Source organism: Hydrogenoanaerobacterium sp. (genome assembly GCF_032017025.1).
In the GTDB taxonomy this organism is placed as follows: Bacteria; Bacillota; Clostridia; order Oscillospirales; family Ruminococcaceae; genus Hydrogenoanaerobacterium.
Genome location: NZ_DALZQO010000032.1, coordinates 1 through 19516 on the forward strand (window position 1 = coordinate 1; position 19516 = coordinate 19516).

Consider the following 19516-nt stretch of genomic DNA (forward strand, 5'->3'; position numbering starts at 1 on the left):
GTCCACATGATTGCCACCTTCTGCGCCGAACCTCACTGAGCAAACCATACTTGCGAGCGGAGCATCTGTAGCCGGCATATCCTTATGTTGTTTGTAGCGATAGTACCCACTGCGGGACACACCATAAAACTTGCACTTTTTATCAATTGGATACCTATCGCTAAGCTGTTCTATGAGTCGATACTTTAAACTAGGCTTCACTTCCTTCCAACGGCTGATAGAAAATTTCGCAGTAGCTCATTTTCCATCTTCAAGCGCTTGATTATTTGCTCGTTTGTTTCGGTTTCGGGCTTTACTTTTGGTCGACCTTTGGGTAGCGGTGCTGCGTGGCGCTTATTCACCTTTTCGCTTAACCCTCACCAGCAGTGTACAGACCAATAGCTTACCTTGTATTTTCGTTGTAAACTATGTACACTACACCCTTCTTTGTACTCCCGCCTAATCTGCTCTTTGAAGCTTTCTGTATAGTGTTTCATCCCTTTTCTTCCTGACATGTTAAAGACCTCCTATCGTATTTCTTTTCTACGATTGGAGGTCTTTTTATTCAATGTCCATTTTTCTTGGTGCTAAGCAGCATTACAGGTGGGCTCTTTTGCGTAGTGCAAACCTTAATTTTTTTTAAGAAACATCGTTTTCTGTATTAAGCTACACAATATATAATCTTAACAACGGAATAATTATGTATATTTTGCAACATATGCATACAGTCAGAGGAGGATGGTTGGATGAGAATCAAAAACGTTGCCCTCGCAGGAACCATGGAATCCAGCGATATTATGGTTACTCTGGAACCAAACGAAACGGATGGATTGGTAGTTGAGTTGGACAGCACGGTTGAAAAGCAGTTTGGGCGGGAAATTCGCCGAGTAATTGGCGAAACGCTGTTGGAGCTTGGTGTAGATAACGCTAAGGTTACAGCAGTTGATAAGGGCGCCCTGGATTGTGCAATCCGTGCCCGGGTAAAAACGGCGGCTTACCGCGCAAGCGGCGAAACGCCCTGCTGTTGGGGAGGTGAAACCAAGTGAAGCAATTACGCAGAACTATGCTGTATGTTCCCGGTAACAACCCCGGTATGATTAAGGATGCCGGCATCTACAATGCGGACTGTGTCATGTTCGATTTGGAGGATTCTGTCTCACTGGCCGAAAAAGACGCGGCACGCTTCCTTGTGCATGAGGCACTGCGAACTCTCGATCTCACCGGTAAGGAATACCTCGTACGGGTTAATGCCCTCGATTCTGCACTTGGCATCGCAGATTTGGAGGCGACTGTAAGCACACGCAAAGTGGTAATCCGCCTGCCCAAAACAGAATCCGCTCGCGACATTCTGGAATGTGAGCGGGAAATTGAGCGGATTGAACGGGAAAATGGTATTGAAATTGGCTCAACCAGAATGATGGCTGCTGTGGAAAGCGCTGCAGGCGTACTGAACGCGAAAGAAATTGCCGCAGCCAGCCCCCGCCTGATTGGTATTGCGATCGGTGCGGAAGATTACGTCACCGACTTGAAGACCACTCGTTCTCCCAGTGGGGTTGAGCTTATGTTTGCGCGGAGCATGATTCTACTGGCAGCCCGAGCGGCGGGGATTGATGCCATTGACACCGTGTACAGCGATGTAAACAACGAAGATGGTTTCCGAGAGGAGATCCGGCTGATCAAACAGCTGGGCTTCGACGGCAAGAGCATCATCAATCCACGGCAAATCAATGCCGTCCACGAAATCTTTACTCCCAGCACCAAAGAAATCGATAACGCGCTGGCGGTGATTGAGGCTATCAAGCAGGCAAACCGTAAGGGCAGCGGCGTTATTTCGCTGAATGGAAAAATGGTCGATAAGCCTGTTGTAATGCGTGCACAGCGCGTGATCGATTTGGCAGCGGCTTCCGGCCTATTAGAGAAGGAGGAGGAGGACAATGCGTACGCTTTCGCTTAACCAAATTCCTTACACCGATGAATTGTACGGAATAGGGGATATCTTTCAAGATAAAAACATTGCTAAAAACACCTGTACTCTCTCTGAACGGGAGGAGCTGCACAATAAGATTGTGAGCAACCTAGAGGAGGCTGTACTGCTTTGCGGATTAAAAGACGGCATGACAATCTCCTTTCATCATCACTTTCGTAACGGAGATTACATCGTCAACATGGTAGTCGATAAATTGGCAGAGATGGGTTTTAAAGACCTTGTTTTGGCCGCGAGTTCGCTGACAGACTGCCACTTCCCATTGATCCAGCATATTAAAAACGGCGTCATCCGCCGCATTGAAACCAGCGGGCTGCGCGGAAAATTGGCAGAGGCGGTTTCCAGAGGGCTGATGGATGTGCCTGTTGTTTTTCGCAGCCATGGGGGAAGAGCGGGCGCTATCGACAATGGGCAGCTCCACATTGATGTCGCATTTCTCGGCGCTCCATCTTGCGACCCTTACGGCAACGCAAATGGCTACATACGCGACAAAGATGAGGGCATTATGTGCGGCTCTATGGGCTATGCAAAGTGCGATTCCCAGCATGCCGATAAGACCATTATCATTACAAACCACATTGTCCGCTACCCGAACGCTCCTTTTGGCATCCCCGAGTCTGACGTAGACTACATTGTTAAAGTGGATGAGATTGGTGATCCCGCGGGAATTATGTCCGGTGCTACCCGTTTCACCACGAACCCCAAGGAGTTAATGATTGCAGAGATGGCCAGCAAGGTTATTCTTGCCAGTGGACGATTCCAAAACGGTTTTTCCTTCCAGACAGGGACGGGCGGAGCTTCGCTTGCGGTAACCCGCTTTTTGAGAGATATGATGCGCACCAAGAAAATTCATGCCAGCTTCGCCTTGGGCGGCATTACCGGCTCTATTGTTGATCTCCATGAGGAGGGCTTGGTCAAAAAACTGTTGGACGTACAGAGCTTTGATCTGCAAGCTGCTCAATCTCTGCGCGACAACCGTTTCCACCAGCAGATATCCGCCTCCTATTACGCCAGCCCATACAATGAGGGGACGGCGGTAAACCAGCTGGATGTAGTGGTGCTCTCCGCATTGGAGGTAGATTGCAACTACAACGTAAACGTCCTCACCGGCTCGAACGGGGTTATCCGAGGGGCAATTGGCGGTCACCCCGACACCGCCTATGGCGCCAGCGTATCAATCATTGTTGTACCGCTAACCAGAGGGCGTATCCCTTGTATTGTGAAAGAGGTGGGCACCGTTGTCACACCCGGCAAAATTGTAGACGTAGTCGTAACCGATCACGGTATTGCGGTTAATCCCCTGCGTGAAAATTTACGAAAGAAATTAGCAGACAGCGGGCTGCCAATTTTGGATATTGAGGAGCTTCAGCAAAAGGCAGAGCGGTTGGTGGGCGTTCCCGATCCAATCTCCTATACCGACAAGGTAGTAGGCGTCGTTACTTATCGAGACGGGTCGGTTATTGACTTAATCCGCCAGATTAAGGAATAGATTGATGGAGCAGTTCATACAGTTTTTTCTGACTCTGGCGGCAGGCTTCACGGTAGGGCATCTGTTTTATCGGATGAAAATTCCCGGCGGAACGTTGGTTGGGGCTATTGTAGGGGCGACCACCCTTAATATTTTATTTGCTGCCGCATTTGTACCTGTTCAGGCCAAAGTATTTGCCCAAATTATTGCCGGGGCGTTTATTGGTTCCACTGTGGAACGAAGTGATTTGCGCCGCCTGCGCCATATATACAAGCCTGCTGCCGTCTTACTCGGTACTTATCTCGTATTAAACATCACGCTGGGTTTCCTTATCCTTTTTGTCAGTGATCTTGACGCTGCCACCGCATTTTTCAGTTCAGTGCCCGGCGGCATCAGCGATATACCGCTTATTGCGGCAGATATGGGAGCGAACGCGCCTAAGGTAGCCGTACTGCAATTTGTTCGGCTGGTGGTCGGGGTTGGCATTTTCCCGGGTATGATCAACGCGGTGTGCAAAGACGAACAGCAACCCGCAACGGTAGATGCCCCGGTCACTCCCCACGCAGTAAGCGAAAATAAGCGCACTGCCGTATTTCTAGTCGCCTTATCTGTTTCAATTGTCTTTGGTATAATCGGCATGTCCATTGGGTTTCCGGCAGGGGCATTGGTATTTTCATTGTTCGCAATTATTGCTTTAAAGCTTATATGGGGGAAGGTGTACTTTCCCCCATGGATGAAGCGACTGGCGCAGGTGCTTTCCGGTACCTATATCGGCTGCTCGATTGAGCTGAGCGATTTGTTAGAGCTACGGTATTTGGTGCTGCCTGCTGTAATACTGGTACTTGGCTATTCACTCAATTGCTTTTTTAGCGGCTGGGTATTGCGGTATTTTCACGGCATGAGCCGAAAAGAGGCAATGCTGGCCGCCACCCCCGCCGGCGCCAGCGACATGGCTTTAATCTCTATGGACATGGGCGTTCAAAGTACTGATTTGGTCGTATTGCAGGTGCTGAGGCTGGTGGTTGTGTCATCTATATTTCCGCAAGTCATTCACCTGATCTTGCGTATGATAGGCTAAAAGGAGACTGATATTCTTGAGGAGGCGATAATAAAATGGAGATTGTTTGTGCAACACCCTTAGTGGGTAAAAAGTTACTGCAAACCCAATTGTTTGTATGCGAGATGGGCCTGGACTGGGATGTAAATGTACAAGCCACCGTCAACCTGATGGAGAATAATAAAATTGTCGCCACCGGTTCTCGGTATAAAAATGTACTCAAATGTATCGCTGTATCCCGTGAGCGAGAGGGCGAAGGACATACCGCTGCCATAGTCACCGAACTTGTCAAAAACGCGCTGGAATATGGGTATTTGCATTTATTTCTGTTTACCAAGCCCGACAATCTCGAAAAATTCAGCGGTTTGGGGTTTTGCCCGGTTGCCCAAACCAAAGAAGTGATGCTGATGGAAAACAGAAAAGACGGCATAAAGCGGTTTGTAAATGAGCTAAAGTGCCCCACAAAAAAAGGAGTTGTCGGCAGTATCGTAGCGAACTGCAACCCCTTTACAAACGGGCACCGCTTTCTGGTGGAAACAGCGGCAAGAAACTGCGACCTTGTGCACCTGTTCATCCTATCGGAAGATCGCAGCTACTTCCCCGCCGCCGTGCGGATGGAGCTGGTTCAAAAGGGCGTGGAGGATCTCACAAACGTTATCGTTCATCCAACCAGCAACTATTTAATCTCGTCGGCTACTTTCCCCGATTATTTTATGAAAGATAAGGTGCAGGCAAAAAAAATTAATTGCGAGTTGGACCTTACCATTTTTGCCGAGCAATTTGCGAAGCCCCTTGGAATTACGCGCCGCTATGTGGGCAGCGAGCCCAATGACCCGGTAACGGCGGCTTATAACGAGCAGATGCACCGCACATTGCCTCCATACGGAATTGAGGTTGTGGAGATTCCCCGTTGTGAAAAGAACGGGGGCGCTGTCAGCGCAAGCGTGGTGCGGGCACTGCTTGCCAAAGAGAGATTTGAGGATATCCGCCCGCTGGTGCCGCCTACAACCTACGCGTATCTGGAAAGGATGAGCCTTCATGGAACAGAATGACTTCTTCGCCGGTTCGAAATCTGTCACATTAGAGCATATGCTGGATGCCCGTGAGCGGCGTGCAGTTATTCAGCAGCAGCTGCTAAAGCAGTTTGGGCAGACGCTGATCAGTTTTACGCTGAACATTCCCGGGGAGTATAAGGCTTTTCCAATTGCGAAACAAGCCTTTGAAGAAGGCTTGCTTTGCATTGCACAGCAACTGGGCAGGGCTCGGTTCGAAATCGTGCTCCAACAAGAGAATATCGGCACCACCGGATACGAATGTTATCTCGTTGTTCATGCCGATGCGGGGAACGTTAAACCCTTGCTGATTGCCATTGAAGAAGGGCACCCTCTGGGGCGGCTGTTCGATCTGGATGTGTTTGAAAGCAATGGTGTCGCGCTGCGAGGTGAAGCATACGGCCGCAAAGAACGCCGTTGCCTCATCTGCGGCGGCCCTGTTTGGGTCTGTGCCCGCAACCGCATTCACAGCAGTACGGAGTTAGCATTTTGTGCGGCAAAGCTGATGCAGGACTACTTTAACAGAAAATACGCAGACACCGTCGCAGCCCATGCACAGAAAGCGCTGCTGTATGAGGTTTCAATTACCCCCAAACCCGGTCTTGTCGACAGGGAAAACAACGGAGCTCATAAGGATATGGACATTTTCACTTTCATCGACAGCGCCTGTGTACTTGTCCCCTACTTCCGTGACTGTACACTTCGGGGCCTAAACTTCCAAGGTGAGCCGGAGGAGCTGTTCCACTTGCTTCGGTATCCCGGTATGTGTGCCGAGGATACCATGTTTGCCGCTACCGGCGGAGTGAATACTCACAAGGGTTTGATTTTTTCACTGGGCATTTTATGCGGTGCTATGGGCTATCTGCAAAGAATTGGCAACCACAATCCGGATTGCCTTGCTCAGGTTTGCGGCAGAATGGCAGGCGTTACCCTTGGTGAACTACAGACGGGATGCGAGCAAACTCATGGAAGGAATGTTTTTACAAAGTACGGTCTGACCGGCATTCGCGGAGAAGCTGCAAATGGATTCCCCCACGCATGGCAGTATGGGCTGCCAATGTTACGGAAGATGGTTGATGCAGGATATTCATTAAATGACGCGGGTGCGGTTGCGTTATTGCATTTAATTGCCCACGTCGAAGATACCAATATTATTCACCGCTCCGACAAAAGCACTCAAGAATACATTTCGCGGTCGGTAGCTGCTTTTCTAAACACAGACCCGTCCGTAGAACAGATGCTTGATGCCGCCAGAAGCTTGGATGTGAGGTGTATCTGCCGGAATATAAGTCCCGGAGGTTGCGCTGACCTTTTGGCTGTATCACTCATGTTGTTTTTCTGCTTCACAAACGAGAAAACACCGCAAAATAAAGAAAATGAGGCATCCTGTACCCTTCAAGAGCAGTGCATCATTGGCTTGGCTTCCGACCTCGTAACTGAAGTACGCTAACGAAACAACTCCGTCAGTTATTTAGTTGAGAATCAAAGACCGTCGATTTTACCGACGGTCTTTTGTTTTGCTTGCCTTACTTTACTGCATTTCTACATTATTAAAACGATTTATAGATACTATTCACCAACTAACTTTCAACCAAACAAATTAAATCCGAATCTTACACCTTGGTGAGAGGGGCAAATTTATTCTTTATTAAAAGAAATTTATCTATGAATTATCGTGCAAAAAATCCGGTGGATGGATATATTGCAAAGAACAGAGTCTTACTATATAATAAAATGTAATTGTATAATTGGTAAAATTTTACTGATTGTAGGGCTGCCAACTGTGAAAATTCACTTTTATAAATGTGCCTCTAAACACTGCAGCGGCCTTGCTTTACTTATTCCCCTGCTCCGAACTCCCTTTAAACTGCGCACTCATTCTTTTGTTTATCCTTGAAAACTCTTGTTTGCTTGTATCATTTTGGGACTTTGTTTGCTGTCTCGTTGAGTATATATTATGTTGTAACTCGATTTTGCTGAAAATTGCATACTCTGTCCTTTTTCTTTGTTTTTTTATATTTGAGGAGGTGCGATATGGGCGTTTGCAAGGTGATGATTGTGGAGGACGAGCTTATCTCAAGGCAAGCGGTCAAATATGTCTTGGGCATGGATTCTGCAAACTTTGAGATCATAGGTGAAGCGTATAATGGTGAAGAAGGGCTGCAGATGCTGGAAAGACTGCATCCGCATATTCTTATAAGCGACGTTGTCATGCCATTGATGGATGGTATTGAGTTTGTGAAATCTGTTAAACTGCGCTATCCCCATATCTATACGGTAATTCTAAGCGGGCACAGCGATTTTAACTATGTAAAGTCTGCTTTTCAAAATGGGGCCTCGGATTATATCCTCAAATCGGAAATGGAGCCCGGGGTTTTACTGGGTAAACTATATGGCGTTATGCGCAAGCTAACTTTGCCGGTTAGAGATAACCCCGGTAAGCCAGACCGTTTCGGCTGGCTTACCGGACTTTTGGCGGGTGAGGAGGGCGCACTCCCCCCGCATAATCTGAGGGGCGAGTTTTTCATGCTGGTATGCAGACTGGGTTGCGTTGCAGACCGAGAGCTTAACAGCCTCGAAAATGCCGTAAACACAATTTTGGCTCAGGCGTACACTGCCTTTGGTGAGGAAAATTGCTTTTACACCGTGACCGGACAAGATATTTTGGTATTTCTGCTGCCTGGTGCGTCCTATAACAGCGCTTGCTGCGAATTTGTTGAGCAAGTTACAGAAAAGATACCGGCGTTGTTTTTTGTACGCAGCAGAAAATTCACCGACCTCAAGCAGACACACCAAATTTTTGAGAATGCCAGAGTGTTGATGGAGCTGTCTTTTTATCATCGTGATAAAAAAATGATATGTGAGACATCAGTGGCACGATTGGACACTCACACCGGTTTTAATATGAACAGTTACTTAGATAAAATGAAGCTATGCAGATATGAGACCGCTTTTGCGCAGCTCAACAACTTTGTAGCATCTTTGGGTGATGAGAAATACCTGAGCGAAACCGAACTGAAAAAGCTGTTGGATAATGTGATTTACAATACCATTGACGTGCTGCTTGAGGGCAGCACGGAGCCTGAAAAACTGTATACTCTGCGCATGAGTTTTTTCCCGCGCATTGAGCAGGCTGTGTGCTCGGATGAGCTTGTACAAACCATGCGTGACGTTACGCGTGAAATCCTCGAATATCTGAAAGCCGGCGAGGTGGGTGAAAACAACTTTCACATGAGAATTGCACGGTACATACAAGAAAACTACCGCAATCAAATTACTTTGCAAGACATCGCCAGGCATTTTCATATCAGCTACAACTATCTTTCGGGTAGCTTTAACAGCATGTTCGGCTGCGGCTTTAGTGAGCATCTTAACAGTGTGCGCCTAAAAGCGGCGATGGAACTGCTTGCAGGCACGGAGCTTCCGGTATCCGAAATCAGCGAGGTCATCGGCTACTCCGATCAGGGGTATTTTGGTAAGGTGTTCAAGAAAAAAACAGGGCTCAAGCCCATGGAGTACAGAAAGAGAAATCAGGGTGGCAAACCATGAAAAAAATGCTGCATCTGAGCCTGTTTCTAAAAATTGCGTCCATTGTTGCGGTTAGCCTGATTGTGACCAATCTTTTGACTGTAATGATTGCGACCAATATTACCAAAAAACTGTTTTCAGAGTCTTTTACACTGCTCAATGACAGGATTATGGAGCAGGTGCGCGATAATTTCAACAACTACAACACACAGATTGTTTCGAGCATCAACACTTATCGGCAGAACCCATCGCTTAAGGAGGTCTTCACTCAAGATATTGTCGACCAAAACCGATTGTTTCGGGTTTTTTACGAGATGAAAAGCTATATGAAGAGCGTTGAGAAAAGCAGTGTGTTCCCTACTTACAACACGCTGACGCTTGGCGCAAACGGCAACTTCTTTGTGGCCATGAGCGACGAGCCTATCTACACCAAGGAAGAGTATATGCAAATGCCCCTCACGCAAATGTCGGTGAAAAACCCACATAAGCTGTTCTACCGTTACAGCAATACCGGGCTCACTCGTTTTTACAAAGACAAGGATGTCATTATTGCCGTAAAGCAGCTTATAGACCCCTACAGTGCAGTGAATTTCGGCACAATTTTTATCGTCATTGACGAGAACAGCTTTTGTGATATGTACGCAAACTGTGTAACCGAGGGCAGCGACGTGCTTATGCTTTCCTCCGACGGCACGGTGGTTTCCAGCAATGTCAAGTCAACAATCGGCTCACAGCTGCCTTCGCTTCTTGATCAAGCGCGGCAGAACATTGAGAGTGGTAAAAGCTCCAGCGATTTTGATTACAACGGCGCTCCCTGCACCCTCATTGCAAAATATCTTCCCGTTTATGATATGTACATCACCAATATTGTCAATAAAGACTATTTATTGCGCGATTTCAGAAGTATGCTCCCACTGCTGATGTCTGCCTGCTTTTTTGTTATTTGTGCCGCTACCATACTTGTTTTTGGTATTGCGCGCAGAGTAACCAATCCGATTCGGCTGCTCATGCGCCAGATGAAAAAAAGCCGGGACGGTGAGTTTTTAAAAATTGAAGAGATTACGGGCAGTTATGAGGTTCGGGAGCTGCAACTGGGCTATAACCAGATGGTAGAAGAGATTGACCTGTATGTCGATAGGCTTGTTACTGAACAGGAGCGCAGGCGGCGTTCCGAAATTACCGCACTGCAAATGCAGATTAACCCGCATTTTATCTACAACACCTTAGCATCCATCAAGTTTCTTTCGTGGCAAGGCAATAATAATGCTGTCACCGAGACAATCAACGCACTGATTCGGCTTTTGCAAAATGTTGTCGGCGAAATAGATCAGCTCATCCCTGTATCCGAAGAATTGGAAAATCTGAAAAGCTATGTGGCAATCAACCATATGCGCTACGGAGACGACATCAAAGTGTACTATGATGTCGCCGAAGAGTGCTTAAATTGCCGCGTTCCAAAGCTGATCATCCAGCCGTTTATTGAAAATAGCTTTTTCCATGCCTTTCAGCAAAAGCGCAGCGGAAGCATCCATATCTTTATGCGGTGCAAGGAGGAGTATTTTATCTGTGAGGTGATCGACAACGGCAGCGGAATGACCGAAGCCGAATGCCGCAAAATAGCGGGCGGCGAGGGTAAAAACCATTTTTCGGGCATTGGCATACACAATGTAGATGAGCGTATCAAGCTTATTTATGGCGAAAGCTGCGGTGTTCGGATTACCAGCGAGATTGGGGTTGGTACTACTGTCACGATAACCATGGCAGCACGCTTTGCGGAAAATGGAGAAACCTGATGAAAAAAAGGCTCTTTCGTGCACTATAGATAAGGGCAGCCGTAACTTTTTCCCAAAACCCAAAATATTACCTATATTTACATTTGTGTGTTTAAAAATTACGTAAAACTTTCCCAAACTATTTCAATTAAACCCTAACACTGCGCCTGTAAAATTTTTTATAATAAGGCTGCAGGGCAGTGCATTAGAGAAAAGCCTGCAAAAATTGACAATAAGGAGAGCTAAACGTGAAAAAGCTATTATCCGTGGTTCTAAGTGTAATTTTGGTTTCCACCTTGGCTGCATGCTCAGGCGGTAATGTATCTCAAGCTCCCTCACCCGAAGCGCCCAAGCCAGAGACCTCTGCATCTGAGGCGGCGCCGGCAGAAAAAGAAAAAATTGTTGTATGGGCATGGGACAAAAACTTTAATATTGCCGCGATGGAAGAGGCCAAAAAAGTTTACACAAACCTCAACCCCAACGTAGAAATTGAGATTGTGGAATTTGCACAGAGCGATATCATTCAAAAGCTCAACACGGGGCTTGGCTCCGGATCGGCGGACGACATGCCGAACATTGTTCTGATTGAGGATTACAGAAGCCAGACTTTCCTAAAATCCTTCCCCGGCAGCTTTCGGGATCTGACCGGTAAGGTCAACCATAAGGATTTCGCTAACTTTAAGCTTGGTTTTATGACGATAGACGGCAAGTGCTATGGCGTTCCGTTCGATGCAGGCACAACAGCCCTGTTTTATAGAAAAGACCTCATTGAGCAGGCAGGCTATACCGAGGCCGACATGCAGGACATGACCTGGGACAAATACATTGAAATCGGCAAGGCTGTCAAAGAAAAAACCGGCAAGTACATGTTAACGCTCGACCCCAATGACATGGGCCAGCTCCGCATCATGATGCAGACAGCAGGTGAATGGTATGTTAAGCCTGACGGTGCGATCCCGAATTTCGAGGGCAACAAGGCACTGGAGGAATCTGCAGAAATTTACAAATCGATGATGGATAGTGGAATTTCCAAGACAATTTCCGAATGGGCACAGTTTGTGGGTGCGGCAAACGGCGGCGAGGTTGCCACAGTTCCAACGGGCTGCTGGTTCACCGCTTCAATCGCGGCAGAGGCAAGCCAGAGCGGACAGTGGAGAGTAGCTCCAATCCCCAGGCTTTCTAAGACGGCCAATTCGGTAAATGCCTCCAATCTGGGCGGATCGAGCTGGTACGTGCTTGATAAGGTTCCCGGAGGGGATACCGCTGTGGATTTCCTTGCAAAGACCTTTGGCTCCGATACCGAGTTCTATCAGACTCTCCTCACAAACGTGGGCGCGATTGGTACTTATACTCCCGCTCAATCGGGCGCTGCTTATGATACCAGCGTTGAGTTCTTCGGCGGCCAAAAAATCTACAAAGATATCTCCAGCTGGACGTCAAAGATTCCTTCCGTTAACTACGGGCTGCACACCTATGCTTTTGAAGACATTATGAAAGCCGAGATGCAAAACGTGATGTCGGGCACTCCGGTGCAGACGGCACTTGCCAACGCCCAAAAGCAGGCAGAGGCACAGATTCAATAAACCCCCACCATCTTCTACCAAATACCCAAAGGGAGTTGCACCGAGAAATAACTCTCGGTGCAACTTTTTTATCAGCTGGGGCAGAAAAAACAGGGGTCACCCCCGACCTGCCACAATTACACAACAGATGCAGGAGGTATTTTTTTGAATAGTAAGGTTCGAAAAATTACACAGGAAAATAAGGTAGGATGGGCATTCGTGATATTACCCACAGTGCTGATCTTCTTATTTTCGTTTTATCCGATGATACAATCGCTGATTATGTCTTTTAAGACAGGTATGGGCATCTCGCTGAATTTTGCGGGGCTGGCAAACTACAAGCGGCTATTTACCGATCCTGTGTTTTTGCAGACGGTAGCCAATACCCTGCTCTACCTCGTCATTCAGGTGCCCATTATGACGGTACTTGCCCTGACCATTGCCGTACTGCTCAACGACAAAACGCTGCGGTTCAAGGGCTTTTTCCGCACCGCAACTTTTTTGCCATGTGTTACCTCGCTGGTGGCATATTCCGTGCTGTTTAAAAGCCTGTTTGCGCAGGACGGCCTATTTAACAGGCTGCTGCTCGACATTCACTTGATTGCCCAGCCAATTCAGTGGCTGACCGATCCATTTTGGGCAAAGGTTACGATTATTATCGCCATCACTTGGCGCTGGACAGGGTACAATATGATTTTTTACCTTGCGGCGCTGCAAAACATCGACAGCTCGGTGTATGAAGCGGCAAAAATAGACGGAGCAACGGGGCTTACACAATTTTTTAAAATTACCGCCCCCATGCTCAAGCCCATCATCCTGTTTACCACGATTATGTCCACAAATGGCACACTGCAAATTTTTGACGAAATCGTAAACCTAACGAACGGTGGCCCTGCAAACGCAACGCTCAGTATCTCCCAGTACATCTACAACCTCTGCTTCAAGTATACTCCGAATTTCGGCTACGCCTCCGCCGTGTCATATTCCATCGTAATTATGGTGGCGGTACTGTCGTTTGTTCAATTTAAAGTGGCAGGTGACAAAAATGATTAAACGTGCCTTCCAATATCTTTTTCTGTCTGTTACTGCGTTTGTGTCTATCTTCCCATTTTTTTGGATGATTGTGGGCGCCACAAATGCCTCCGTGGACGTTACAAAGGGTAAGCTTACTTTCGGCAGTCAACTGATTGATAACGTATTAAAAGCCGTTAAAACAACCAACATTGTTTCGGGTGTTCGAAACTCGTTTTTCGTGGCGATTGTGGCAACCGTGCTTGCCATTTTTGTTTCCTCTTTAGCGGGTTATGGCTTTGAGATATTTAAAAGCAAAGGGCGCAACAAGGTATTTAATCTCCTCCTTCTGTCGATGATGATTCCTTTTGCCGCACTGATGATACCGCTTTACCGCATGTTCTCCGAGCTCGGGTTGCTCAACCGTTTTTCCGCAATCATCATTCCGTCGATATCGACTGCCTTCTTAATCTTCTTTTTCAGGCAGAATACAAAGTCGTTCCCCCGCGAACTGCTTCAGGCTGCAAGAATCGATGGTTTGGGCGAGCTGGGAATTTTTTTAAAGATTTACTTCCCTACCATGAAATCGACCTATGCTGCTGCGGGTATTATCACATTTATGAACATGTGGAATAGCTACATGTGGCCCCTCATTGCGCTTCAAACAAACGAGAAGAAAACTCTCCCGCTGATTATTGCAACGCTCAACTCTTCCTATACGCCGGATTACGGTGTTATCATGGTTTCCATCGTAATTGCGACCATACCGTCGGCCATCGTCTTTTTTGTGATGCAAAAAAGCTTTGTAGAAGGCATGACAGGCTCAGTGAAAGGATGATACATATGGTTTTTATCGAAAAAGAAGTTTTGGAAAACCCCGAGATATTTGAAATTAACCGACTGGGTGCACATTCGGACCACAGGTTTTATTCCTCTATTGAAAACGCACAACAGGAAATCGGCACAGACCTGTGCACCTCGCTCAACGGTGTATGGAGCTTTGAGTATGCAAAGAATTTGGAAAGCGCCTCAAAGAACTTTTGGAAGCTGACGCCCGGGAACTTCTTCGAGAGCAGCATCCGGGTACCCGCCAATATTGAGCTGTGCGGCTTCGGACAGCCGCACTATGTCAACACCATGTACCCTTGGGACGGTGTTGAAGATCTTCTCCCGGGGCAGATTCCCCAAAACAATCCCGTTGGCTCCTATCTGCGCGAGATTATATGGAACGAAGGCAGCGGCGGCGAAAGGCTGGTTCTTAGTTTTGAGGGGGTGCAGTCGGCTTTTGGGGTTTGGGTAAACGGTGAATTTGTTGGTTACAGCGAGGGCAGCTTTACTACAGCGGAGTTTGACATCAGCGGCCGGCTTGTGGCAGGCAGCAACACGCTTGCGGTGCGCGTATACAAATATTCTAGCGGCAGCTGGCTGGAAGATCAGGACTATTGGCGGCTGTTCGGCATCTTCCGTGATGTAAATCTTTACCGTCTACCCGCCTCTCACCTGGAGGATATACAGATTGAAACGGAGGTATCCGACAACTACCTATCGGCAGTAGTCCAGGTAGGCTACCGGCTGAGCGGGTGCACCGACGTAACGGTATCCGCCGCGCTGTCGTATCAGGGAACACCTGTCACCGGTGCCGAAAGCGACGGCTCGCCGCTGCATCTTAATGTTCCCGACCCAAAGCTTTGGAGCGCCGAGAAACCAAATCGGTATCAGCTTCTCTTAACCGTAAAAACCGGCGGTACGGGTGAGACCATTGAGGCTGTAAAGATGAACATAGGAATCCGCAGGTTGGAAATGACGAATGGAATTTACACAATTAATGGCAGCAGAATCGTGTTTAACGGCGTCAACCGACACGAGTTTTCGCACCTAAACGGCAGAGCGGTGACAAGGGATGAGATTCTGTGGGATATCCTGTGTATGAAGCGAAACAATATTAACGCCGTGCGTACGTCACATTACCCGAACAACACTCTGTTCTACGAGCTATGCGACGAATACGGGCTGTATGTAATGGACGAAGCAAATTTGGAAAGCCATGGGACCTGGCAAAAAATGGGCAAGGTGGATCCATCCTGTGTCATCCCCGACGATAAACCGCAGTGGAGACAGGCGTGCCTTGACCGTGCACGATCCATGCTTCTGCGGGACAGAAACCACCCTTCGGTGGTGGTTTGGTCATGCGGCAATGAATCGTTCGGGGGTGAAACAATTTTCTTAATGTCTCAGCTTTTCCGCGATGCCGATAGCAGCAGGGCAGTGCATTACGAGGGGGTTTTTCATGACCGTCGCTATAGTGACACCTCAGATTTCGAGAGCAGGATGTACGCAAAGGTGCCCGAAATTGAAGCGTATTTAAACAATAACCCTCAAAAGCCTTTTCTCTCCTGCGAGTACTCCCATGCCATGGGCAACTCCAACGGCGCGCTGTTTAAATATACCGACCTTACGCGGCAATATCCCATGTGCCAGGGTGGGTTTATCTGGGATTTTATCGATCAATTCATACAGACAAAAAGCGCGCGAGGCAAAGATTATCTTGCCTATGGCGGGGATTTTTCAGATCGTCCCACCGACTATAATTTTTGCGGAAACGGCCTGGTTTTTGCCAACCGGCAAGAATCTTCTAAAATGGCGGAGGTAAAAGCACTTTATGCGCCGTTTTGCGTACAACCCGATGAAAACGGTGTAACAATAACCAACCGTACCCTGTTTTGTAATCTAAACGAGTTTGATGTCTTCTGGCGTGTTGAACGCGACGGAATTCCCGTGCAAAGCGGGAGCTTTGAAGGCAACCTGCCCGCCGGAGAATCCAAGCACTTTCCAATAGAACCAGAAGTGCAAATCAGCACCGGTATTACGGTGGTTGAGGTGGCCGTACGGCTAAAACACGATACCCCGTGGGCAAAAGTGGGTTACGAAATTGCTTTTGGGCAGTATACCACGGGTGAGATGTACATAGAACACCGCGAAGCGGCGCTTCAAACCGTGCAGGGCGACGTTAACATTGGCGTTTACGGCAGGGGGTTTGGCATCCTGTTCTCAAAAATGCTTGGCACGGTTGTTTCGCTCAAAAGCGGTGAAACCGAGCTTTTGGATGGGTTCCCCACACCAACCTTCTGGCGGGCGACCACCGATAACGACAGGGGCAACGGGTTTTCCATCGCCTGCGCGCAATGGAAGCTGGCATCTTTATATGCGCATTGTGTGGATTGCAGCCTGCAAGCAGAAAAGGACACTGTGACGGTCAACTTTGTTTACAGCTTGAGCACCACGCCTAACACCACCTGTACGGTAAGCTACCGAATTCACGGTGACGGAAAAATAGATGTGGCCATGCGGTATAAGGGTATGTCCGGGCTTGCGGTGATGCCGCTGTTCGGAATGCAGCTGAGTTTGCCCTGCCGGTTTGACAACGCTCAGTGGTTTGCAAATGGGCCGCAAGAGAACCATTGCGACCGCAAGCACGGTGCGCGGCTGTGCAGATTCAGCACCAGCCCGGCCGGAGACGTAACGGCTTACGCGATACCGCAGGAGTGCGGAAACCGTACGGGTGTTCACGAGCTTTTGGTGCGGGATGACAAAGGCTTTGGCATTCGGCTGCTGTCGGTGGCTGGCATGGAGGCCAGTGTTTTGCCGTATACCGCGCATGAGCTGGAAAACGCGTGGCACAGCTATGACCTACCTGAGAGCCACCATACAATCATCAGGCTCGCAAAGCAACAGTGCGGCGTGGGCGGTGACGACAGTTGGGGCGCACCGGTGCATGAGGAATATTTGATCGACGCACAGGAGGATATGTACTTTGAGTTTACCATTGAAGTGATTCTCACCGACCGATAGCAAAGGAGGAGCAAGCCAAGATGATTGGTTACAATAGTGGGGTTTTTAAGCTGGATACCGACGAGAGCTCCTATCTGTTTCGGATTCTCCCGACCGGGCATTTAGAGCAGCTTTATTACGGAGCTTATATCGACAACAACGATGATTACAGCGCGCTGTATGAAAAGACGGAAATAGAGTATGGCAATTCGGTCGCCTACCTGCAGGAAGACACCTCCTTTTGCCTGGAGCAGGTTTGCCTGGAATATTCCGGTGTGGGCAGAGGAGATTTTCGGGAGGCGGCAATTGACATAAACGGAAGCTTTACGACCGACTATAGGTATTGCTCTCATCGCATTTACGCCGGAAAAGCCGAGATACCAGGGTTGCCATCCAGCTACGGCGCCTGTGACACGCTGGAAATTGTTTTGGCGGACGAACAGACCGACAGCTTGTTAACGCTTTTTTATCACGTGTTTGCGTGGTGCAACGTGATTACCCGCCACACCACTGTAACGGCGGGTGAAACACCCCTCACCATCACCAGAATTATGAGCGCAATGATAGATTTTCCGCGCGGAGATTTTACGCTTTCTTCACTCGGCGGCTCATGGGCGGACGAGATGAATCTGAGAGAGGTAAGGCTGACCGGCGGAACACACCTCAACGATTCGAAAGCGGGAGTGAGTTCAAGCCGTCACAATCCCTTTCTCATGCTCACCGATGATGCTACCACAGAGGATGATGGGGATTGCTATGGTTTTCAACTTGTTTACAGCGGTAATCACTGCGAAATTGCGGAGGTAAGCCCGCAAAACAGAACCCGCGTGCTGCTGGGCATCAATCCTTTTCATTTTGCAGCAGAATTGGGATGCGGCGAAAGCTTTGCCACACCCGAAGCTGTGCTCACTTATTCGTCCTGCGGTAAAAGCGGCATGAGCCGCAATCTGCACCGGTTTGTACGCGAACATATTGTAAGGGGTGAGTGGAAATCAAAGGCTCGTCCGGTTTTGGTGAACAGCTGGGAGGGGAATTACTTTGATTTTGATGAAAAAAAGTTAATTTGCCAAGCGGCGGCGGCAAAGAAGCTTGGAGCAGAGCTTTTTGTGGTTGATGACGGCTGGTTTGGCAGGCGCAATAACGACAAAACCTCTTTAGGTGACTGGTTTGCAAATACTGAAAAACTTCCGCATGGGCTTGCCGGCCTTTCAAAAGCTTTTCATTCACTGGGCATTGGGCTGGGGCTGTGGATAGAACCGGAAATGGTAAGTGTCGACAGCGAACTGTATCGGCAGCACAGCGACTGGGCCGTCGCGGTACCGAACCGCCATCTTACAATGGGACGCAACCAGTTGGTTCTGGACCTCACCCGCGAGGAGGTACGCGATTATCTTGTTGCCACAATCTCACAGGTAATTTCGTCTGCAGACATATCATACATCAAGTGGGATATGAATCGGAATATCGCCGATGCATACTCCGCACAGACGCAGCACAACCATTGTTTTTACCACCGCTATACGTTGGGCCTGTATGATATTCTCAATAGGACAACATCGGCATTTCCGCACATTCTGTTCGAGGGCTGTGCGGCGGGCGGAAATCGGTTCGACCTAGGGATGCTTTGCTATCTGCCGCAAATTTGGCTCAGCGACAACACCGACGCCGCACGCAGAGCGCAAATGCAATACCATGCCAGCCTGGCATACCCACCCTCCGTTATTTGTGCACATGTTTCCTCCTGCCCCAACCACCAAACCGGCAGGACGCTTCCCCTAAACACGCGCTTTAGCATTGCCTGCTCGGGTGTTTTGGGCTACGAGCTTGACGTATGCAGCCTAACAGAGCAAGAGGAAAAGACGGTAACGGCGCAAATTGATTTTTATAAAAAGAGACGGGAGCTTTTTCAGTATGGAGATTTTTACAGGCTGGCACCCCCAAAAAGTGAAGCCAGCCTCGGCTGGGTAATCGTATCACAGGACGAAAAAAGCGCTGTTGCTGTACTTTCTTTTCAGGCTTATTACTGCAATCGCAGAAATTTAAATTTTAAGCTGAAAGGGTTAAATCCTCAGTGGACGTATGTTTTCAGCGATTATCCTACCGGAATGCAACAGCACCAAGGCACCGGCAGCTTGTTTTGCAATGCAGGTGTACGCTTAAACAGGCGTGTACCCTGTGATGGGTTGGGGAACAACGGCCTTGTTGCCGGTGATTTCGGCTCGGTATTGTTTGATGTTAGTGCCAAATAAATTTGATACGATTTCGTTGAAAAGGG

Annotated in this window: 13 protein-coding genes; all 13 read left to right on the forward strand. The window is 48.3% G+C overall.

The annotated features are described in order from the left end of the window. Positions 1-725: 725 nt before the first annotated feature. The 13 genes from citD to RTV33_RS14485 all read left to right on the forward strand — a co-directional run bounded on the left by citD (position 726) and on the right by RTV33_RS14485 (position 19490). Positions 726-1025, forward strand: coding sequence for a citrate lyase acyl carrier protein (citD, locus tag RTV33_RS14425; RefSeq protein WP_312645393.1), 300 nt, complete (start codon positions 726-728; stop codon positions 1023-1025). Beyond that, positions 1022-1933, forward strand: a complete 912-nt coding sequence (gene citE, locus RTV33_RS14430; protein ID WP_312645395.1) for a citrate (pro-3S)-lyase subunit beta — start codon at positions 1022-1024, stop codon at positions 1931-1933. Before citD ends, citE begins: the two co-directional genes overlap by 4 nt. Next, a complete protein-coding gene (citF, locus tag RTV33_RS14435) occupies positions 1914-3452 on the forward strand; it encodes a citrate lyase subunit alpha (RefSeq protein ID WP_312645397.1) in 1539 nt (512 codons plus the stop codon). The genes citE and citF overlap by 20 nt, the downstream gene beginning before the upstream one ends. A 4-nt stretch (positions 3453-3456) precedes the next feature. Continuing rightward, positions 3457-4509 (forward strand): AbrB family transcriptional regulator, encoded by a 1053-nt coding sequence (locus tag RTV33_RS14440; protein WP_312645399.1) that lies wholly within the window; start codon positions 3457-3459, stop codon positions 4507-4509. 35 nt (positions 4510-4544) lie between these two features. Next, positions 4545-5540: a [citrate (pro-3S)-lyase] ligase gene (gene citC / locus RTV33_RS14445; RefSeq protein WP_312645400.1), complete on the forward strand. Its 996-nt coding sequence runs from the start codon at positions 4545-4547 to the stop codon at positions 5538-5540. Continuing rightward, a complete protein-coding gene (citX, locus tag RTV33_RS14450; protein ID WP_312645401.1) occupies positions 5527-6990 on the forward strand; it encodes a citrate lyase holo-[acyl-carrier protein] synthase in 1464 nt (487 codons plus the stop codon). The genes citC and citX overlap by 14 nt, the downstream gene beginning before the upstream one ends. 584 nt (positions 6991-7574) lie before the next feature. Further along, positions 7575-9089, forward strand: a complete 1515-nt coding sequence (locus tag RTV33_RS14455; RefSeq protein ID WP_312645402.1) for a response regulator — start codon at positions 7575-7577, stop codon at positions 9087-9089. After that, on the forward strand, positions 9086-10861 hold the full coding sequence (locus RTV33_RS14460) for a sensor histidine kinase (RefSeq protein ID WP_312645404.1): 1776 nt from the start codon (positions 9086-9088) through the stop codon (positions 10859-10861). Before RTV33_RS14455 ends, RTV33_RS14460 begins: the two co-directional genes overlap by 4 nt. 227 nt (positions 10862-11088) lie before the next feature. After that, the gene (locus tag RTV33_RS14465) at positions 11089-12423 is read left to right on the forward strand and encodes an extracellular solute-binding protein (RefSeq protein ID WP_312645406.1); all 1335 of its coding nucleotides are present in this window, start codon (positions 11089-11091) and stop codon (positions 12421-12423) included. A gap of 144 nt (positions 12424-12567) precedes the next feature. After that, complete coding sequence (locus tag RTV33_RS14470; RefSeq protein ID WP_312645408.1) at positions 12568-13455, forward strand: sugar ABC transporter permease; 888 nt, start codon at positions 12568-12570, stop codon at positions 13453-13455. Beyond that, complete coding sequence (locus RTV33_RS14475) at positions 13448-14251, forward strand: carbohydrate ABC transporter permease (RefSeq protein WP_312645410.1); 804 nt, start codon at positions 13448-13450, stop codon at positions 14249-14251. The genes RTV33_RS14470 and RTV33_RS14475 overlap by 8 nt, the downstream gene beginning before the upstream one ends. A gap of 5 nt (positions 14252-14256) precedes the next feature. Then, positions 14257-17262 (forward strand): glycoside hydrolase family 2 TIM barrel-domain containing protein, encoded by a 3006-nt coding sequence (locus RTV33_RS14480; RefSeq protein ID WP_312645413.1) that lies wholly within the window; start codon positions 14257-14259, stop codon positions 17260-17262. A 20-nt stretch (positions 17263-17282) separates the two neighbouring features. Then, positions 17283-19490 (forward strand): alpha-galactosidase, encoded by a 2208-nt coding sequence (locus tag RTV33_RS14485; protein ID WP_312645415.1) that lies wholly within the window; start codon positions 17283-17285, stop codon positions 19488-19490. The last annotated feature ends 26 nt before the right edge of the window (positions 19491-19516 follow it).